Below are 19,989 nucleotides of genomic sequence, written 5' to 3' on the forward strand. Positions count from 1 at the left end.
TCAGCGTTCCGGTATTCCCTACAACCTCACCAACCTCCCTCCAATCAATTCCACATCCTCCTCCTGGTGTGTGGTCAGGATCAGCAGGCGGCCTGCGGCTTTCTCGCGGATGTAGCGGATAGCCAGCCGCCTGTTGTCCTCGTCCAGGCCGGTGAAGGGCTCGTCCATGAGCAGGGCCTGGGACTGGGCCAGCACGGCGCGGCAGATGGCGGTGCGTCGCTTCATGCCGCCGCTCATGGTCCAAACGGGGCGGTCAAAGCATTCCGGGGGCAGCAGGCGGGACAGTTCCCCGCGGATCTGCTCACCGGAGAGGGCGCGGCCGGTGACCATCTGAATGTTCTCCACCGGCGTGAAGGCCTCGCACAGCCGGTCCTCCTGAAAGACCGCCGCAAAGCGGACGCTGCCCGTGAGATCGCTTCCGTTTTCGCCGGTGATGGAGTAAGAGCCGCCGTCCGGCCGTTCCAGGCCCAGAAGAATACGTAGCAGCGTGGTCTTGCCGGAGCCCGAGGGACCCATGAGGCAGCAGGGCGCCTCATCCGTGAAGCTCAGGTTCAGGTGATCCAGTATCCGTTGAGAATTGTAAATTTTTGTAAGATCATTTAACCGGATGATCATGCTTCCACACCTCCCGCAGGCTGCCCCGGCTGACGCCAGAAGCGTTTCAGCAGGAACAGGAACAGCTGTTCAAAGACAGCGCTGACAATGACGATCACAAAGGTCCAGGCGAAGAGCCCTGCGGTATCCAGGTACAGCTTGGAGTAATAGAGCTGTTCCCCGATGGAACTGTCCGGGATACCGATGACCTCCGCCGCGATGCCGGACTTCCAGCTCATGCCCAGGGCGGTCTTGCAGCCGCTGACCAGGTAGGGCATCAGGGCGGGGACATAGATGTAGCGGACCTTTTTCAGGGCGGGCATGTGGAATACCCGGGCCATTTCCAGCAGTTTTGGGTCGGTGGAGGCCAGCCCGGCGATGGTGTTCACGTACACGATGGGCAGGACCACCAGATAGGAGATGCAGACGGACAGGCTGCCGGAGCCGATCCAGATCAGGGCCAGAATCACGAAGGAGGCCACGGGGATGGAGCGGATCAGGGACATGAAGGGCTCCAGCAGCTCGCCAAGGAATGGAAAACGGTAAGCCAGGCTGCCCAACGCCAGGCCGGTGGCGAAAGCGCCCAGAAAGCCCAGGCTGATCTTGCCGAAGGAGTGGCCGATGGTCTGCCAGAATGCGGCGTCAAAAAGCTGATCCCTCAGGGAGCGCAGCATCTCAAAGGGTCCCACAAATATGATCGGATTGTGGACCATGGCGGCGATGGCCTGCCACAGCGCGATCCAGAGGAGCCACACGGCGGCCCTGCGAAGCCAGGTCTTTGCCTTCGGCCCTCCTTCAGTTCGATTCAGCATGTCTTGTCCTCCTTTTTTGTGTCAGACCAGGGGCTTGGCCGTTTCAGTGCCGGCTGCGCCAGCGGCCCATTGCATCCAACAATCGCCCGCTGGCTGCGCCAGCAGCCCATTGCATCCAACAATCGCCCGCCGGCTGCGCCAGCAGCCCATTGCATCCAACGAAAAAGGCCGCTGCGCTCAGAAGAAGCCGCTGCGGCCTTTTTTATGTTCCGGCCTATGGCATATAGTAGAACTCATCCCCCGGCAGCTGTCCGCCCACGGATTTTGCGTCCTGCTCATACAGCACGTTCAAGTACCCGCTCAGAGCGTCCTTCATCTCCTGGCCGGTCATGCACACGATGTTGCAGTAGGGCAGGGCCTTTTTGGCGATGGGGGCTTTTTCCACGATTCCGGCGGCGGCCACCAGCTCGGCGGTCTCGTCCACGTGGTCCACGGCGTACTGGGCGGATTCCTTGTGGTCCTCCAGGAACATCTGGATGGGGGCACGGTTCTCACGCAGGAAATCGCTGCGCACAATGGTGACGCCTGTGACCAGCATGCTGCCGCTGTCCTGATTCAGGGCGTTCCAGGCCTCGGTGAGATCCACCACCGGTTTTAAAGCCTCGTTCTGGATGCAGGCTGCGGTGGCGAAGGGCTGGGGCAAAACGCCGATGGCGTCGGGATTCTCCTTCAGCAGGGAGGCGACCTCCGTGGCCTCGGACTTGAACTGCAGGTCCACATCCCCTGCGGCCAGGCCGTTCTCCTTCAGCAGATAATTCATCACATACTCCGGGGTGGTGCCCTTTCCGGTCATGTACACGGTCTTGCCCTTCAGATCCGCAACGGAGGTGATGGAGTCGTCGGAGGCCACCACGTAGAGCACGCCCAGGGTGTTGATGTCCAGAACCGTGACATTTTTCTGGGTCTTGGTGTAGAGCACGCTGGCCACGTTGGCGGGAATCAGGGCGATGTCCAGGTCGCCGCTTGCGATCTTGCCAACCAGCTCGTCCGCCGCGCCGGTCATGGTAAATTCATAGTGATTTTCCGTTTCGCCCTTCTGGGCCTTGTCCATCAGATACACCAGTCCCATGGAGGTGGGGCCCTTCAGGGAGCCGACCCGGACTCCGGCCTGGCAGTTGTCTCCGGTGTCGCCGGTCAGGGTGGCGGGCACTTTCTCCGCTTCGGTCCCGGGGGAAGTGGTCTCCGGCTGGGTTTCGGCGGCGGAGGTTTCAGAGGCGGAGGTTCCGGCCGCAGCCCCGGCGGTGGTCTCGGCAGCGGTTTCGGCAACGGTGGCGCCGGTGTTCCCGGAGCCGCAGCCCGCCAGAATAGCGGAGGCGGCCATCAGGGCGGCAATAACGGCAGATACAGATTTTTTCATAATTACGTTCTCCTTTCCTTCCATATCCTCATCCTGAAAAAAGGGCGCAGAACGTAAGGGAGTGCGGTAGTAAGCCTCGCCTTCTCCGTCAGCCGTGCTTCGGGGTGAGAACGAATAGCTTTACTATAGCACAGAATGCCGTTCATTACAAATAAATTCCCGTGCCGGGCGGATTTTCTGTTGATATAAAGTTCACAATGTGCGATAATAGAAGCATATTTGGGGTCACCCCAGAAAGCAGACTAACGATCAAAAAGCGGAGGAAATTAGGGATGAAAGTTACAATTTGTATCGGCAGCGCCTGTCATTTAAAGGGCTCCAGAGAGATTATCGAGAAATTACAGCAGCTGGTGGCGCAGAACGGCCTGTCCGGCAAGGTGGATTTGAACGGTTCGTTCTGCAGCGGCAACTGTGACCACGGCGTCTGCGTCACGGTGGAGGACCAGCTGTTTTCACTGAAACCGGAGGATACGGAGGAGTTCTTTAACAACGAAATCTTAGGGAGAGTCTGACCATGATTATGGGAATCATCGATTTTAAAGCCACTAAGTGCAAGCACTGTTACAAGTGCGTCCGCTACTGTGAGGTCAAGGCCATCCAGGTCAAGGACGAGCGCGCCGTGATCATGCCGGACAAATGCATTCTCTGCGGGCACTGCCTGCGGATTTGTCCCCAGTCGGCCAAGACGCTCAACAGCGATTTGAACAAGGTTAAGGGATACATAGCCGCGGGGGAGCGGGTGGTGGTGTCCATCGCCCCCTCCTTCATGGGTTTGCTGAAATACAAGACCATCGGCCAGGTCCGGGCCGCGCTCATGCGCCTGGGCTTTGAGGACGTGCGCGAGACCTCCGAGGGAGCGGCCTTTGTGACCGCGGAGTACGCGAAGCTGCTGGCGGAACATCAGATGGAGAATATTATCACCACCTGCTGTCCCAGCGTCAACGACCTGATCGAGATCTATTATCCGCAGCTGGTTCCGTATCTAGCGCCGGTGGTTTCCCCCATGATCGCCCACGGGCTGCTGCTCAAGGAGGAACTTGGGAGCCAGGTGAAGGTCGTGTTCTTAGGCCCCTGCATCGCCAAGAAGAAGGAGGCCCAGGACCCGCGCCACGAGTCCTGCATCGACGCGGTCCTGAATTTCAACGACATCAACCAGTGGCTGGAGGAGGAAGAGATCGAGATCTCCGACTGCGAGGACAAACCCTTCACCTGCTTTGATCCCAAGGTGAACCGTCTGTACCCGGTGACCAACGGCGTGGTGAATTCAGTGCTGGCCACGGAGGAGCAGGCGGACAATTACCGCAAGTTTTACGTCCACGGCGTGCAGAACTGCATCGATCTGTGCAAGAGCATGGCCAGGGGCGAGATCAAGGGATGTTTTATTGAGATGAATATGTGTTCCGGCGGCTGCATCAAGGGGCCCACGGTGAACGACGAGACCATTTCCCGCTTCAAGGTTAAGCTGGATATGGAGGAGACCATCGCCCGGGAACCGGTGGAGGCCCGGACCATGGAGCCGGTGTGGGAGAAGGTCAGCTTTGCCAAGCGCTTTGAGGACCATTCCCCCAGGGATCCCCAGCCCTCCGAGGAGGAGATCCGCGCCATTCTGCGCATGACCAACAAGGTACGCCCCGAGGACGAACTCAACTGCGGCGCCTGCGGATACCCCACCTGCCGGGAGAAGGCCATCGCCGTGTACCAGCATAAGGCCGAGGTCAGCATGTGCATCCCCTTCATGCACGAGAAGGCCGAGTCCATGGCCAATCTGGTGATGGAGACTTCGCCCAACATCGTGCTGATCGTGGACGAGGAGATGAAGATCAAGGAATACTCCAACGTTGGCGAGAAATACTTCGGCAAGACCCGCACTGAGGCCCTGCAGATGTACCTCTACGAATTTATCGACCCGGTGGATTTCCAGTGGGTATTCGACACCCACCAGAACATCCACGGCAAGCGGGTGAATTATCCGGAATACAAGCTCTCCACCCTCCAGAACATCGTTTACATTGAGAAGGAAAATGCCGTGCTGGCCACCTTTATTGATATCACCAAGGAGGAGGCGCAGGCCAGGGAGGATTACGAGCGCAAACTGGAGACCATCGACCTGGCCCAGAAGGTTATCCACAAGCAGATGATGGTGGCCCAGGAGATCGCCGGGCTTTTGGGCGAGACTACGGCCGAGACCAAGACCACGCTGACCAAGCTGTGCCATTCCCTGCTGGAGGAGAGCGGAGACGCCATCTATGTGGGCGGCGAGGACGAGTCGCCGCAGGTGGCCGCAAACGCCCATCTGGGCAGCGGCGCTAAGCCCTTAAAGGGCGTGATGACGCCGAAGGAGGAGAAAACCACCGGCTATGTCCATCTGGGAACCGCGAATCCGGCCAAAACCAGCTACGTCCGTCTGGGCGCGGGGCCTGGCCGCAACGGAGGTAAATGATGGGAATTACGGTAGATGTTGCATATAAGAGCCTGAACAAATACACTGAGATCCTGTGCGGGGACAAGGTGGAGCTCTTGCAGACCGAGGACTCCAACATCATGATTCTGGCGGACGGCATGGGCAGCGGCGTGAAGGCCAACATCCTCTCCACCCTGACCTCCAAGATTCTGGGCACCATGTTCTTAAACGGGGCCACCCTGGAGGAGTGCGTGGATACCATCAGCGAGACGCTGCCCATCTGCCAGGTGCGGCAGGTGGCTTACTCCACCTTCAGCATTTTGCAGGTGTACCACAACGGCGACGCCTATCTGGTGGAGTACGACAACCCGGGCTGTATTTTCGTCCGGGACGGGAAGCTGATGGAGATTCCCCAGAATGTGCGGGAGATTCAGGGCAAGAAGATCAATGAGTACCGCTTCAAGGTGCAGAAGGGCGACGCCCTGATCCTGATGAGCGACGGTACCATCCACGCCGGAGTGGGCGAACTGTTAAACTTCGGCTGGCTGTGGCAGGACATCGCGGACTACGCAGTGCGCCAGTACGCCCTGACCGTGTCGGCCATGCGCCTTGCCACGTCCATCAGCCGGGCCTGCGACGAGTTGTATCAGTTCCGCCCCGGCGACGACACCACCGTGGCCTGCATGCGCATCATCGACAGCAAGCCGGTGCATCTGATGACCGGCCCGGCCAGAAACCCCGAGGACGACGTGCGCATGGTCCACGAGTTTATGGCGGATGCGGGCGCGCGCACCATCGTCTGCGGCGGAACCAGCGCCACCATCGTTTCCCGGGTGCTGAACAAACGCCTGGACGTGTCCCTGGATTACGTGGACCCGGAGATTCCGCCCATCGCTTATATGGACGGGGTGGACCTGGTGACCGAGGGCGTGCTGACTCTGAACCGGGTGCTGCAGCTTCTGCGCCGCTATGTGAAAAATGAGACGGTGTCCGAGGAATTTTTCGAGGAGCTGGACAAACCAAACGGCGGTTCCATGGTGGCAAAGGTGCTGATCGAGGACTGTACCGAGGTTCATCTGTTCGTTGGAAAGGCCATCAACAGCGCTTACCAGAACCCCGGACTGCCTTTTGACCTGGGAATCCGCCAGAACCTGGTGGAACAGCTGAAACACGTAATCGAGGAGATGGGAAAAACCGTCACAATCACGTATTATTAACGGCTTTCTTACACTATAGTTAAAAAATATACAAAGTTGACTAATTTTTCACAAAAAGCGCCTTTGTACCGTTTTTAGGACTTGCTTTTTTCTTATGTATATAGTAGATTTCTATTGTTGATAAGAGGGCAACTATTCAGTAGGTCTGCGCACTTGCTGCGCTGACCGTACGAAAATCTGAGCTTGCAGGCAAAAATCCCATCGACGAAGTCGATTTTAAATGGATTTTTGCCCGTATCTGTGAAGGTACTGAACAGATACATAAGAGGGTAGATTGATAGAGGAGGAAAAGAGAAATGGTAACCAATGATGCGACAATTCTGCGATTGAAGCATGAGGTCCTGTATGCGGTGGCCAAGGCGTCCTGGGAGGGAAAGCTGGAGGAAAAGACCCACGACATTCCCTATGAGATTATCCCGGGGCCCCAGGCGACTTACCGCTGCTGTATTTATAAAGAGCGTGAGATCATCCGGCAGAGAGTGCGCCTGGCGGAGGGAAAATGCCCCAAGGGCAAAAACTCCTCCAACGTGGTTCAGGTCATCAACGCGGCCTGCGAGGAGTGTCCCATCGCCGCCTATGTGGTGACGGACAACTGCCAGAAGTGCATGGGTAAGGCCTGCCAGAATTCCTGTAATTTCGGCGCAATCAGCATGGGCCGCGACCGCGCTTACATCGATCCGGCCAAGTGCAAGTCCTGCGGAAAATGTTCCCAGGCCTGTCCCTACAACGCCATCGCCCATCTGGAGCGCCCCTGCAAGAAGAGCTGCCCGGTGGACGCCATCACCTACGACGAGTACGGCATCTGCGAGATCGATGAGAAGAAATGCATCGAGTGCGGCAACTGCGTGCACAGCTGCCCCTTTGGCGCCATTGACTCCAAAACCTTTATGATAGACGTGATTAACCTGATCCAGGCCGGCAAGAAGGTGGTCGCCATGGTGGCGCCCGCCACTGAGGGCCAGTTCGGACCGGACATCACCATGGCCAGCTGGCGGACCGCCCTGAAAAAGACGGGCTTCGCCGATATGGTGGAGGTGGGCCTTGGCGGCGATATGACCGCTGCCTACGAGGCCGACGAGTGGATGGAGGCCTACAAGGAAGGCAAGAAGCTGACCACTTCCTGCTGCCCGGCTTTCGTGAACATGATCAAGAAGCATTTCCCCATGCTGTTGGACAACATGTCCACCACCGTGTCCCCCATGTGCGCGGTGTCCCGCCTGTTAAAGGCCATGGACCCGGAGACCATCACCGTGTTCATCGGTCCGTGTATCGCCAAGAAGAGCGAGGCCCTGGATCTGAACGTGAAGGACAACGCGGACTATGTGCTGAATCTGGAGGAAGTGAACGCCATGATGAAGGCCAAGGGCGTGGAGCTTGAGCCGGAACCCAACGGATACCAGGAGAGCTCCGTGTTTGGCAAACGCTTCGGCAACGGCGGCGGCGTGACGAACGCGGTACTGGAGTGCATGCAGGAAGCGGGCGAGAACACCGACGGCATCAAGGTTGCCAAATGCAACGGCGCGGTGGAGTGCAAGAAGGCCCTGCTCATGCTGCGTGTGGGTAAGCTGCCCGAGGACTTCGTGGAAGGTATGGCCTGCGTGGGCGGCTGCGTGGGCGGTCCCAGCAAGCGCAAGGCTGAGAACGAGTTCAAAAAGGACCGCGACGCCCTGATCGGCCAGGCCGACGGTCGCAAGGTGCGAGAGAATTTGAAGAATTATCCCATGGATCAGTTCTCGATGCACAGGCATTGAGGCGCGGTGGAGCTTAGTGAGAAACGGAAGTGTCCAGACGATGGAAGTCTGGGTGATCCGGATGCCGGCAGATCATAATATAACAGAAGTGCTCATTTGAGCGTGCAAAACTCCCCGGGACTGCGGTTCCGGGGGTTTTTGCATCGGATATTGCAGGGCGGCGGTTCGGACTGGTATTGCGGAAAAATATCGCCAAAACCTCTTGAATTCATTTTCATCTTATGCTATCCTCTATTTCATAGAAGTTATCTCTTCTATCGTTCTTTTTACAAATCAATTATCATTCTGAATCGTTCAGAACGCGGCGTTTCGCCGGAAAAATCATTGAATCAAATCGAAAATCTGCATATCAGGAGGGAGTTTATGGGGCAATGGAACATTATTTGCAACGGCGTCTGCTGCTATGGGAGGCCGAAGGCTGCTTTTGTGGCTAAAAGCATGGGGGTTTCGGCCGGCGCCAGGCATACGGTGATGGAAATGCTGATGGAGTCCGGGGAGACAGAAGGGCTGTTCCGGCTGATCGACGCGGAAAACGGGGTGGCCGGTTTGGAGGCCAGATGGGGCGACGACGAGCTGGAACGGGTCTTTGAGGCGGTTTACAGCAAACGGTTGAGGAATCGCCGGGAAAAGCTGCCGGAAGAGGCGCGTTTCTTTCTTGCGCCCATTTTTGAGCTGGACCACCGGGAAATTCACGTGGACAGTCTGCCGTTTTTGATTTACGCAATGGTCCGCAACCAGCGCTGCCGGACCGCGTTAAAAGAGGCGACGGACCGGGAGGCGGATCGGTGCTATGAGGCGTACCGGGAATCGGATCTCAGGGAGGCGGCTTTTTTCTGCTGGTTTCTCCAGGAGGAGCGGGAGCTGGCGAGGAACGCCGCGGGCTTGCTGCTCCTGGCGCGCCGGCAGGCGGAGGGGGAGCGCTGCCGGGTCCTGATGGAAATCCTGAATCTGGGGTATAAGCCGCTTCGGAATCAGATCAAGAAGCTGAACGCATTTTCCGGGGACAATTTCAGCGCGGCTTTGGACGACAACAGCGACATGGCGGAAAATCTGTCCCGGATGATGGTGCAGATGGCCATTGCGGAGGATTTGGGGATACCGGTTCTCCACGACTATCTTTTTTACATTGTCCTTCAAATGCTGTTGATCTATGAGGAGGAGATGATGAGCCCTCCGGCCGGTCCGGTGTGCACCCGGGAGGGGGTAAGCTGCTACCGGAAGCTGCAAAAGGAGAATCCTCACCTGGAGTCCTACCATGCCAGTTTTTATCTGGCGGGGAGCGAGATTATGGAGCGGGGGAAGGCTGGGGGGTGCGGGAAGACCGGAGCGCGGGGGAAGGCCGGGGCGCACGGGGAGGCTGGGGCGCGGGGAAAAGCCGGAGCGCACGGGGAAGCCGGGAACGCTATGGGAGTATGGGAGGCCGGGAACGCTATGGGAACAGGGAAGGCTGGGAACGCTATGGGAGCACGGGAGACCGGCAATACCGCTTCCGCACCGGCCTCTCCTCTTCCCGGCGGGAAATGGGGGATTGCCTCACCGCCTGAGCCCATGGAGCTTCTGTTTCTCCACTACAGGCTGCACCCCAGGATGCTGGCCGGGATCCGGCTGGAGCGCAGGGAATGCGAGCAGATTTTCAGTCTGTTCGGGTCTCTGAGCGAGGAGGAGTACGAATCCATACTCCTGACAGCCACCTTATGCAAATACATCGAACAGCTACACCGCCGGTGCGAGGAAAACCAGTTGGAAGAGCTGCGCTTCCGTACCAGGCAGATCGAGGAGCGGGAGCGCCAGCTGGTTCTCAGACAGGAGCAGCTGGCGCAACGGGAGCGGTTGATCGCCGGACAACGGGAGGCGCTGGAACGCCTGGCGGGAGATCAGACACAGAAGATCCAAAAACTGGAAAACGCGCTGCGGGAACTTGTGGAACGGCACGAGAAGGAAAAAGAGGAATTGGTCAGCCTGCGCAGTTTCGCCTACCAACTGCGGGTGGGACAGGAGGAAGAACTGCCGGCCCACGGCAGGGAAAAGCTGGAGGGGCTTAGACTTGAAAAGAGCCTTGTGATCGGGGGTCACAGCAACTGGCAGAAAAAGATGCGATGTCATTTTCCGAACAGCCAGTTCCTGGCCTGCGACAACCGGAATTTCGACCCGTCCATACTCCGGAACAAGCGCTACATCATTTTCAATACCGATATTTTAAAACATGCCAGCTACAACCGGATTATGGCGGAGCGCAAAAAGGGACAGAAGATTCTTTATGTGCATGGAAATAATGTGGAGCGGTGCCTGGGGGAATTGGCGGGGCAGTTGTAGGAGAATTTGGCCGATATCACCCTTGAAAATCTGACAACCCTGTGATATGTTACATCTATCGGCAAAAATATTTAAAATATGCCAATAGATGTAATGCGGGAGGGAGAACAAGGTGTGGTATGAAGATGTGATGATGGATCAGCCGGATGACCGTATATTTAGCAGAAAGGTTTTGTTTACGGAGCTGAAGCGGGCCAATCAGGAACTGAATTATAATACATTTAAATGGCTTATGCCTGAATTGTTATCCAAAGGTTTGATCTTCCGAGTGGGATATGATACTTATACCCGCAGTATGCCAAGCGGCAAGCTGTGGTACACGCCTGATTACAGCAAATATGCGCAAACTTTATTAAACACGATCGAGAGCGAATATCCTTTGGCAGAATTTTATGTGTTCGAATCGATTTTACTGAATGAATTTTTAAACCATCAAATTGCGCAAAATACGATTGTGATTCAGGTTGAAAAGGAAGTAGGAAGTTTCGTATTCGATTTTTTGGATGAGAAGCTGGGTGGAAGAATTTTGTATAAACCGGATGAGAGGGAGTATCAGCGGTATTGGCGTGAGAACTGTGTCATTATCGTCGACCGTGTCAGCGAGTCGCCCAGAGATAGGCAGAACCCCCATCATATGATTCTTGAGAAGCTGCTGGTCGATTTGTTCGCAGAGACAGCGATCAAGCGGCTGTTCAGCCCCGGCGAGTATCCACTGATTATGGAAATTGCCACGGGGCGGTATTTTATAGATGAAAAGAAAATGCTGCGCTATGCCAGGAGGAGAAATGCCGCAGAGAAGATGATTGTATACATGGAGACGTTCAGAGATGATTGCAAAGGAAAACTATAGCAGGGAACATATTGAGGCGTTATACAGGGAAAGTGGTAACGACCCGGCTTTGTTAGAGCGGGTATTATATGCGTTTGGCCTGTTGGAGGCCATTTCGAGAGCAGGGCTTCCATTTATATTTAAGGGGGGCACTTGTTTAATGCTACTGTTAAAAAAACCATTCCGTTTATCAACGGATATTGATATTATTGTAGCGCCATACACGGATATTGACAGGTATATTGTAAAAGCCGGAACGATATTTCCGTTTGTTAAAGCAGAGGAACAAAAGCGAAACGGAATGAACAATATGCTGAAAAGACATTTCAAATTTTCATATAATTCTCCGGTTTCAGGTAGGGAAGTCACGATTTTACTGGATGTATTATTTGAAGAAAATCATTATCCGTCCTTGTTGGAATGTAATATTGATAATGAATTGCTTTTGGTGGAAAAACCGGATATTATGGTGCAAATACCAAATGTCAACTGTATTTTGGGCGATAAGCTAACGGCTTTCGCACCGCATACCACAGGTATTCCGTTTGGCGTATCGAAGGAATTGGAGATTATGAAGCAAATGTTTGATTGTAGAATGCTGTTTCGGGAGATGGATTATTTTACAGAGGTAAAGCAGACTTACGATCAAGTGGTGCATGCTGAACTTGCATACAGAGAATTGAGTATTGGTAAGCAAGAAGTTTTAAAGGATACGATTGCAGCCTGTTCTTGTATAATCGGAAGAGGAAGTATACTTGCAGATGATTATAGGTATTATCAAAAAGGACTAAACGGAATAAAAGGCCATATCTACAAATCCCATTATAATGGGGAGTACGCTGCCCTATACGCCTGCGAAGTAATGTATCTGGCCGTCAGTATACTGACAGATCAGAAAACATGTGTCCCAATCACCCATCCGGAACATTACATACATTCAAGACTAACCTCTAAAACATATCAAAAGCTTTCGTATATAAAACATGTAAATTTGGAAGCGTATGGATATCTTGTGGAATCCAGCAGAATGCTGGAGCACTTCTGATTGTTCTGTGTCTGTTCTCCTCACCCTACAAAACCTCCCTCCATTTTTTGTAAGTTTCCCCCATCCCGCAATGATATACTGACTCCATAGAGCATCTGTGAGGCGGTGCTGCCGGAAGTGTTTGCGGAGCGCCTGCAAAGACCCTGGGCATTTCTTGCCAGAAGGAGGGAAAGAAATTGGAGCTGAAAGCGAATTGGAAGGATATGAGGGAATTTCTGGCATATCTTGAGGAGCGGGGAAAGCTGGATCATGTGAAGGAGGAGATGGACCCGGAGTGGGAAGTGAACTACGCCACGAGGGCCACGCTTCAGAAACTGGGGCCGGCGCTTTACTTTGAGAATATCAAAGGGATGGACTATCCCATGGTTGCGGGGATGCTGGCCGAGGACAGCCGTTTCCTGGCCGCGCTGGGACTGGAGAGCTGGGATACATACAACAATGAGTGGGCCAGACGCACGGAGACCCTGGTTCCCCCGGTGATGGTGGAGACCGGCCCATGTAAAGAGGAAACCATTGACGGCGACGATATCGATCTCGCCAAAATCTGTAACGTGAAATGGCACATCAAGGATAAGTCCGCGTTCCCGGGCACCCTGTTGATCTCTGTGACAAAAGATCCTGAGGACGGCGTTCACAACCTGGGAATCTACCGCATGGGAATCCAGGAAAAGAACAAGATGTGCTGGGGCGCGCCTGCTTCCACACACGGCGGTATGCACCTGGAGAAATGGGAGCGGCTGGAGAAGCCTATGCCGATGGCGCTGGTGACCGGCGTGGAGCCGCTGATCGAGATTGCGGGTGGCGTGGGAACATCCCCGGGCGTGGATGAGTACACCATCGCAGGCGCGCTGCGCGGGGAACCGGTGGAGCTGGTGAAGTGCGACACCATCGATATCAATGTTCCGGCCACAGCCGAGTGGGTGCTGGAAGGCCATATTTATCCCCATGACCGCCAGCACGAGGTGACGGAGTGGTTCGGCGAGTACACCGGATTCTATGGGGAGGCTTCCACACTTCCGGTATTTGTGGTGGAACACATTACCCACCGCCATAATCCGATTTTCCACGGAACCCGCGAGCAGTGGTATCCGTCGGAGAGCCATTATGTTGTGGGGCGTACCCACCAGGCCGAATCCTTCAAGCTGTTGAAAGCAGTGGTGCCCGGAGTTCTGGATATGCGCTGCAACCCCGCCTATGAGGCGATTGTCAAGATTGACAAGATGTACAAAGGCCACCCGCAAAAGGTTATGAACGCCCTGTGGGGCATAAGCCGCGGTCCGTACAAGCACATTATTGTGGTTGACAAGGATATCGATATCTGGGATTACGAGATGGTTCACTGGGCAATGTCCACCAGAGTGAAGGCGGACCGGGACGTGACCATTATCCCGAGAATACCGGGCCAGTGGCTGGATCCGTCCTGCCCGTTCTCAGAGCGTCAGTATTCGGCCGGAATGGGTATTGACGCGACCATGCCGACAGAGGAGTACATCCGCTGTGGAAATAAGATTCCTCAGCTGGTGGATGACCCTGAGATTATGGAGAGAGGAAAGAAGAGGTTTGGAGACCGCTTCTGAATAGGATCACGATAACGGCCGGAGGCGGATCAAACACACCATGAGAGTCAGGAGAATATTATGCGCATTATTGTGGGAATTTCCGGAGCCAGCGGCGTGGTCATGGGGTATGAGATGCTGAAGGCCCTCCGGATGCAGGAAGATTGTGAGATCCACCTGGTGATCACCCAGGGGGCCATCGAAAATTTTAAATATGAGACGGACATGGATATCAAAGAAGTGATGAAGCTGGCCGATTACTGCTACGACGACAAGAACATGGCGGCATCCATCTCCAGCGGCTCCTTCCGCACGGACGGAATGATTGTGATCCCGTGCAGCATGAAGACGGTTTCCGCCATCGCAAACGGATACGGGGCCAATCTTTTGGTGCGGGCCGTGGACGTGTGTATCAAGGAGAGCCGCAGGGTGGTCCTGGTGCCCAGGGAGATGCCCCTAAGCCGGATCCATCTGGACAACCTGAAAAAGGCCGCTGACTACGGCTGCATTTTGCTGCCGCCCATGCTCACGTTTTACAACCACCCCACCACGGTAAAGGAGCAGGTGGACCACATTGTGGGCAAGGTGCTCATGCAGTTCGGTATGGAGCACAAGGCGTTTATCCCGTGGGAGGGAAAATAGGAGCGTTGAAAGGGGAATCTGCATGGGTGACAGGATTGTGAAAGGCCAGGGCAGGACGCAGGTGCGGCTGGAGGCCCTGGACACCGGAAATGGAATTTGTCTGTGCCTGACCGGAGGCGAGGCGCCCCACGTGGGCGGAGTGGTGCTGGCTGCGCCCAGACCCAGCCTGACCGGGCAGGGGAACAGCTGCGACCTTTGGACCGCCACTGTGCCCGGCCATAAGGACGTGTACCTGGCCCAGAAGGCGGCCGGTAAGCTCTGCACAGAGCTGCAGGTCAATGTCTCAGCCACTGTGGGAATCCACATTGACGGGGCCCAGAAACAAGAACTGGAAATAATAGGGGAAAATGCCATGGAGGCGCTGGATGAATACATCGCAGCCGTGAAGAGCAGGAGGGAGACGGATGGGGGATCACATCATACTGGTTGATTTTCTGGACCGGGAAATCGGATATGAGGAGAAGATGAAGGCTCATGTCAGGCCCATGCTGCACCGGGCATTTTCCGTTTTTCTGCATCATGACGGAAAATTTCTTTTGCAGAGGCGGGCTTTCAGCAAATACCATTCAGGGGGACTTTGGGCCAATACCTGTTGTTCCCACCCGCGGCGGGGAGAAACGCTTTCGGAGGCGGTGGAACGGCGGCTGCTGGAGGAAACGGGAATTTCCTGTCCGGTGAGAGAGGTTGGGGAGTTTATTTATCGTTATCAATTTAATGATAGCTTATATGAATACGAGTACGACCATGTCTTTGTCGGCGAATATCGGGGAGCGGTGGCGCCTAACCGGGAGGAGATCGAGGAGACGGCCTGGGTGAGCGCGGAGGATCTGGCCTCGGGCCTGGTGGAACGGCCCCTGGATTACGCCCCCTGGCTGCCCCAGGCCGCGTCGATTGCGCTGAGGGCGGCGGGACTGGGCGGCGCCTGCGCTACGGCCTACCGCTCTTCCCCGCCGGACTGCCCGGACTGTTGGTTATAAAACTCCTGCATCCACAGGGGCAGCAGCTTGGACAGCACGCTGAACAGGAGACGCCCTTCCGTGCTTGAAAGGTCCACGTTCCACAGCTCTTCCAGCTGGTGGATGCGGTAGCGCACGGTGTTGACATGGGTGAACAGCTCGTCAGCGGTTTTCTGGTAACTGAAATTGTTTTTGACAAAGGTGCGCACGGTCAGGGTCAGAATATCCTTCTTCTCATTGTCCAGGACGTTCAACAGGACGTCCATTTCTCCCAGCATCTGGTTGACGGCCCAGGGGTTTTCCGGGTACGTGAAGAGGCGGTAGATTCCCAGCTGATGGAAGTGGCAGGGGGTCTGCCCATAATCCAGCAGACCGGCCATTTTGACGGCGTGGGTGGCCTCTGAGAAGGCGGTGACTACCTGGCTGCGGTTATATTTCCGGCTGATCCCTACGTGGTATTGCCGTCCGGTGGTGTTTAAGAGGGCGGTCAGCTTGCGGACGAAATTCTCCACATCCTCTGTGGAGATAAAAATCAGCAGCTCGTTGTCTTTAAAACTGTAGCAGAGGTTGCGGGGAAAATGGTAGTGGAGCAGGTAGGCGAGATAGTCCTCGGCTCCGGTGACCGCTGTTCCCGGAAGGGCGTTGTGAAATTCCTGGAGAACCAGGGCGTTGCCTTCCTCCGGCAACAGTTCCAGCTCCGGTCCGGTCAGCGTGTTTTCACGGCGTATTTTGGCGAACAGTGCCGCAATCTGCCGGGAACGGAGGTTCAAGTCGCTGAGTCCGGTGCAGAGGATGGACGCGTAGTTGAGCAGGTAGTAGTCGGTCTCTTTAAATTTTTCTCCATTTCCAATCAGAAACAGCATGCCGAAGGGCAGGCTGTTTTTGTATAGGTCGGCCTGCAGGATGTAGATGGGCGGCTGGGCGGCCGTGTAGCGGCGGACGTGCACAAAGGGAGAACGGGCGGACTCCTTCTGCCAGTATACCGGGTAGAAGATAACCGGATCCAGAATGGGCGTGCGCGGGTGGACGTAAGTGTCCTGCCCCACCACCAGTGCGGTCTGGCGTCCGGTCCAATCGTGCAGCTCCTTTAACAGCCGGTCCAGGCCGTGGGTAAAAAATGCGGACTGAAACCGTTGGAAAATCTCCCCATAGCTGCAAAGCTCACCGGTAGCTGCGCAGGGCATGTAGTTGTAAAACTCCCGGATGAAATCCACAAAGGAGATGGAATCGGTCATCTCCGCCAGGATCAGGCTCCGGCGTTCACACTCCCGGGCCAAAACGTCCACAGCGGCCTTGTCCATGGAGTCCCGGGCCAGTACGATCCCGGCGGCTCCGCTTTTTTCCATGTGGTCCAGCGCGGATGAAATCCCGCTGGGGTGGGAGGCCAGCTCCCCACCGTATGTAAGAATCAGCATATCACGGTTATCCGGGCCCCAAACGTCTTTTAAGAGAGCCAGTCCGGCGATTGATCTGCCGTAAAAGGGCGTGCGGAATTTACAGGATGAAAATAAACGGGTCTGCGCCCACTTTTCCATTTCAAACATAAGTGATCTTGTCCTTTCAAAGAACCGGCATGGGGGATATCCATACCGGCATGGCCGTCTACAAAATGGGAGGGCCTGTTTTGTAGGCGGGTTATAAATTGCCATGCTATACTTATATTAGTCATATTGACTATTTTTTGTCAAGTGCAAACGGGAATTTAGCAAATTTCACAAATACAAGGAGGTTACGGATTCATGAGTAAAACGAAAACCACGGTTACAATCACAGTGAACGGCGATGTGTACCGGCTGGGCGTTGGAAATTCCGCGGGCGACATATCGCCGGCGGACACGCTGGCCGAGACATTGCGGGAAAGGCTGCTGCTGACAGGGACGAAGATTTCCTGCGACGACGGCGCCTGCGGGTGCTGCACGGTCATCCTGAACGGCAAAGCGGTTCCCTCCTGTACCATATTGACAGTGGAATGCGACGGGGCTGACATTCAGACCATCGAGGGGCTCCAGAACCCCAGAACCGGGGAGCTGGACGAAGTACAGCAGGCGTTTGTGGATCACTCCGCCTTCCAGTGCGGCTACTGCACGCCGGGAATCATCATGGCGTCGGAGGCCCTGCTCCAGGAGAATCCGCACCCGGACGAGGAAGAGATCAAGGAAGCGCTGGCCGGGAATTACTGCCGCTGTATCAGCCACTACCAGGTGTTGGAAGCGGTGAAGCAGGCGGCGGAAAGGAGAAAATAATATGGGGAAAGAATTTAGATATATCGGCAAACCGTCCCCAAGGATCGATGGGCGGGCAATCGTCACGGGAGCGGCGGAATACTGCAACGATGTCCATATGCACAATATGCTCTACGGCAAGATCAAGATGAGCCCTCATCCCCACGCCATGATTACAAAGATCGACGTGTCAAAGGCCCTGGAGGTGCCGGGAGTCAAGACAATTCTTACATATGAAAATGCATTTGACTGGATCACCGGCATGCCCGCACAGAAGCGGCTGCTGGATCGGCACGTGCGGTTTGTGGGCGACCCGGTGGCTCTGATCGCAGCCGCCAGCGCGAGAGCGGCGGACGAGGCGGCGGAGCTGATCCAGGTGGAGTACGAGGTTCTGCCCGCGGTCCAGGATTTGGACGAAGCCATCGCGGACGGAGCGCCCCAGCTCTATGAGCAGTTCCCCAACAATATCATTTCCAGAGGCTGCCCGCCCTTTGGGCCCAAGGCACTGCAGGATATTGTGATGGGAGACACGAAGAAGGGATTTGAGGAGTGCAGCGTGGTGGTGGAGGGAACCTCCAGGTATGAGACGATTTCCAACCCCCTTCCCGCTGAGAGTCCCGGCCTGGTGGCCTGGTGGGACGGCCCCAACAACTGTACCATGAAGGGCAGCTTCCAGAGCCCCAATATCCAGAAGATGATCATGCAGCTGGGCATGCCCGGGGTGAATGTGCGTGTGATCTCCTGCAATGTGGGCGGAGGCTTCGGCAGCAAGAACACGGTGCCCATGGAAGGGCTTTACTGCGCGGCGCTGGCTAAGGCCTGCGGCAGGCCGGTGAAGCTGGTGATCTCCAAAGAGGCCCATATTTCCACCTACATGCTGCGGCTGGGAAGCCGTCTGAAGGCAAAAATCGGCCTGCTGCCGGACGGAACGGTCCACGCCTACGAGGGCACATGGCTGGTGGGCTCCGGCGTACACTCCGATTTCGGTCAGGGACAGATCGCCAACGGACTGGGGCGCGCCATGCTGCTGCTCAATAAGTGCAAGCACTGGAACTACCAGCCCCATCTGGTGGCCACCAACCGCTGCCGTTCCGGCGGTATCCGCGGATTCGGCGGCCAGGAATCCTACGCCTCGCTGATTCCCATCCTGTCCATGGCTATGGCCAAGATGAACCTGGATCCGGTGGACTTTTTCAAGAAAAATATGTGCGATATCAACGGCGGTTACTACTGGGTGGAGGGCCAATGGTGGGAGAACCATTTCCTCAGCTACAACGACGTGATGGACCACGCCGCTGAACACTTTGGCTGGAAAGAGAAGTTCCCCGGCTGGCTGAAGCCTTACAAGGTGGTAGGCAGCAAGCAGTACGGCGTGGGCTGCTGCGTGCACGGCAGCGCGGACTGCGGCATGCTCCACGGCGAAGCATTTGTCAAGATCGACGGATGGGGCACGGCGAATATCAATGTCTGCATCGCGGAATCCGGCATGGGCCAGAGGTCTTCTGTGGTGAAGATGGCAGCGGAAATCCTGAATCTTCCGCTGGATAAAGTGACGATCTCCACGCCGGACAGCCAGGATAACCCCTGGGATTGGGGACTGGCAGGTTCCAGAGGCACCCTTGTCTACAGCCGTATGGTGGGTGACGCCGCCAAGCAGGCGAAGGCGGAGCTTTTAGAGCGGGCTTCCGAAGTGCTGCATTGTCCGGCTGAGGCTCTGGACACCAAGGACGGCATTATATTTATCAAAGAAAATCCACAGGCGGCGATTCCGTGGATCGCGGTGTTAGGCCCCATGAATACGATCACAGGGCACGGAGTGTTTGAGATGGACCACTCCAAACCTTGTTTCATGATTTCCTTCGTGGAAATGGAAGTGGACGTCGATACGGGCGCAGCCAAGATCGTGCGCATCGTGGAAGGGACGGACGTGGGTCAGGTAATCGACCCCTACAACCTGAAAATGCAGTTGGAGGGCGGTCTTGGAAGCTGCGGCAGCGACAGCGCCATCACCGAGGAGATGGTATTGGACGAGGGAACCGGCCGTTTCCTGACCAACAACCTGGTGGATTTCAAGTGGAGAGTATTCCCGGAGCTGCCGGTTTTTGAGACTCATATAGAGGAAACGCCCAACGATTTGAGCGCATTCGGCGGCATCGGCGTGGGCGAGATATCCGGGGCGCCGCTTCCGGGCGCAATCATGATGGCTGTCTCCAACGCCATCGGCATCCAGCTCATGGATTATCCCCTGACACCGGAGAATATTTTAAAGGCATTAGGAAAGGCGAGGTAAGATT

The 19,989-nt window shown here is 55.8% G+C and carries 17 protein-coding genes; 13 read left to right on the forward strand and 4 right to left on the reverse strand.

Annotation, left to right across the window (positions count from 1 at the left end):
- Positions 1–18 precede the first annotated feature (18 nt).
- The 3 genes from ACK2JC_RS19720 to ACK2JC_RS19730 form a co-directional block, all read right to left on the reverse strand.
- The gene (locus ACK2JC_RS19720) at positions 19–615 is read right to left on the reverse strand and encodes an ATP-binding cassette domain-containing protein (protein WP_276949260.1); all 597 of its coding nucleotides are present in this window, start codon (positions 613–615) and stop codon (positions 19–21) included.
- Complete coding sequence (locus ACK2JC_RS19725; protein ID WP_118757246.1) at positions 612–1,406, reverse strand: ABC transporter permease; 795 nt, start codon at positions 1,404–1,406, stop codon at positions 612–614. Before ACK2JC_RS19725 ends, ACK2JC_RS19720 begins: the two co-directional genes overlap by 4 nt.
- A 214-nt stretch (positions 1,407–1,620) precedes the next feature.
- Entirely contained in the window at positions 1,621–2,763 is a 1,143-nt protein-coding gene (locus ACK2JC_RS19730) for an ABC transporter substrate-binding protein (RefSeq protein WP_107435356.1), read from the reverse strand.
- A 272-nt stretch (positions 2,764–3,035) separates the two neighbouring features.
- On the opposite strand from ACK2JC_RS19730, the gene ACK2JC_RS19735 reads away from it, so the two are divergent.
- The 11 genes from ACK2JC_RS19735 (at position 3,036) to idi (ending at position 15,494) form a co-directional block, all read left to right on the forward strand.
- Positions 3,036–3,275 carry a (2Fe-2S) ferredoxin domain-containing protein gene (locus tag ACK2JC_RS19735; protein ID WP_024735912.1) on the forward strand — a complete coding sequence of 80 codons (240 nt, stop codon included), beginning with the start codon at positions 3,036–3,038 and terminating at the stop codon, positions 3,273–3,275.
- A 2-nt stretch (positions 3,276–3,277) separates the two neighbouring features.
- Positions 3,278–5,203, forward strand: coding sequence for a [Fe-Fe] hydrogenase large subunit C-terminal domain-containing protein (locus ACK2JC_RS19740; RefSeq protein WP_092364294.1), 1,926 nt, complete (start codon positions 3,278–3,280; stop codon positions 5,201–5,203).
- On the forward strand, positions 5,203–6,381 hold the full coding sequence (locus tag ACK2JC_RS19745; protein ID WP_107435321.1) for a SpoIIE family protein phosphatase: 1,179 nt from the start codon (positions 5,203–5,205) through the stop codon (positions 6,379–6,381). The genes ACK2JC_RS19740 and ACK2JC_RS19745 overlap by 1 nt, the downstream gene beginning before the upstream one ends.
- A gap of 296 nt (positions 6,382–6,677) precedes the next feature.
- Positions 6,678–8,132, forward strand: coding sequence for a 4Fe-4S dicluster domain-containing protein (locus tag ACK2JC_RS19750; protein WP_107435322.1), 1,455 nt, complete (start codon positions 6,678–6,680; stop codon positions 8,130–8,132).
- 363 nt (positions 8,133–8,495) lie between these two features.
- A complete protein-coding gene (locus ACK2JC_RS19755) occupies positions 8,496–10,445 on the forward strand; it encodes a hypothetical protein (protein WP_320937724.1) in 1,950 nt (649 codons plus the stop codon).
- Between the two features lie 112 nt (positions 10,446–10,557).
- Positions 10,558–11,295 (forward strand): DUF6577 family protein, encoded by a 738-nt coding sequence (locus ACK2JC_RS19760; protein ID WP_118757249.1) that lies wholly within the window; start codon positions 10,558–10,560, stop codon positions 11,293–11,295.
- Entirely contained in the window at positions 11,273–12,319 is a 1,047-nt protein-coding gene (locus ACK2JC_RS19765; protein ID WP_320937725.1) for a nucleotidyl transferase AbiEii/AbiGii toxin family protein, read from the forward strand. The genes ACK2JC_RS19760 and ACK2JC_RS19765 overlap by 23 nt, the downstream gene beginning before the upstream one ends.
- A gap of 176 nt (positions 12,320–12,495) precedes the next feature.
- Entirely contained in the window at positions 12,496–13,896 is a 1,401-nt protein-coding gene (locus tag ACK2JC_RS19770) for a UbiD family decarboxylase (RefSeq protein ID WP_092364306.1), read from the forward strand.
- Positions 13,897–13,956: 60 nt separating this feature from the next.
- Positions 13,957–14,517, forward strand: coding sequence for a UbiX family flavin prenyltransferase (locus ACK2JC_RS19775; protein WP_276850209.1), 561 nt, complete (start codon positions 13,957–13,959; stop codon positions 14,515–14,517).
- Positions 14,518–14,539: 22 nt separating this feature from the next.
- Complete coding sequence (locus tag ACK2JC_RS19780; protein WP_118757250.1) at positions 14,540–14,947, forward strand: hypothetical protein; 408 nt, start codon at positions 14,540–14,542, stop codon at positions 14,945–14,947.
- Positions 14,922–15,494 carry an isopentenyl-diphosphate Delta-isomerase gene (gene idi / locus ACK2JC_RS19785; protein ID WP_276850214.1) on the forward strand — a complete coding sequence of 191 codons (573 nt, stop codon included), beginning with the start codon at positions 14,922–14,924 and terminating at the stop codon, positions 15,492–15,494. Before ACK2JC_RS19780 ends, idi begins: the two co-directional genes overlap by 26 nt.
- Here idi and ACK2JC_RS19790 read toward each other — a convergent pair.
- Positions 15,452–17,017 (reverse strand): helix-turn-helix domain-containing protein, encoded by a 1,566-nt coding sequence (locus tag ACK2JC_RS19790; RefSeq protein ID WP_368271001.1) that lies wholly within the window; start codon positions 17,015–17,017, stop codon positions 15,452–15,454. The genes idi and ACK2JC_RS19790 overlap by 43 nt on opposite strands.
- Positions 17,018–17,212: 195 nt before the next feature.
- Here ACK2JC_RS19790 and ACK2JC_RS19795 point away from each other — a divergent pair, with 195 nt between their 5' ends.
- Both ACK2JC_RS19795 and ACK2JC_RS19800 read left to right on the forward strand, forming a co-directional pair.
- The gene (locus ACK2JC_RS19795) at positions 17,213–17,716 is read left to right on the forward strand and encodes a (2Fe-2S)-binding protein (RefSeq protein ID WP_092364321.1); all 504 of its coding nucleotides are present in this window, start codon (positions 17,213–17,215) and stop codon (positions 17,714–17,716) included.
- 1 nt (position 17,717) lies between these two features.
- The gene (locus ACK2JC_RS19800) at positions 17,718–19,985 is read left to right on the forward strand and encodes a xanthine dehydrogenase family protein molybdopterin-binding subunit (RefSeq protein WP_276850219.1); all 2,268 of its coding nucleotides are present in this window, start codon (positions 17,718–17,720) and stop codon (positions 19,983–19,985) included.
- The last annotated feature ends 4 nt before the right edge of the window (positions 19,986–19,989 follow it).

The organism is Enterocloster lavalensis, from assembly GCF_046603895.1.
GTDB classification, from domain to species: domain Bacteria; phylum Bacillota; class Clostridia; order Lachnospirales; family Lachnospiraceae; genus Enterocloster; species Enterocloster lavalensis.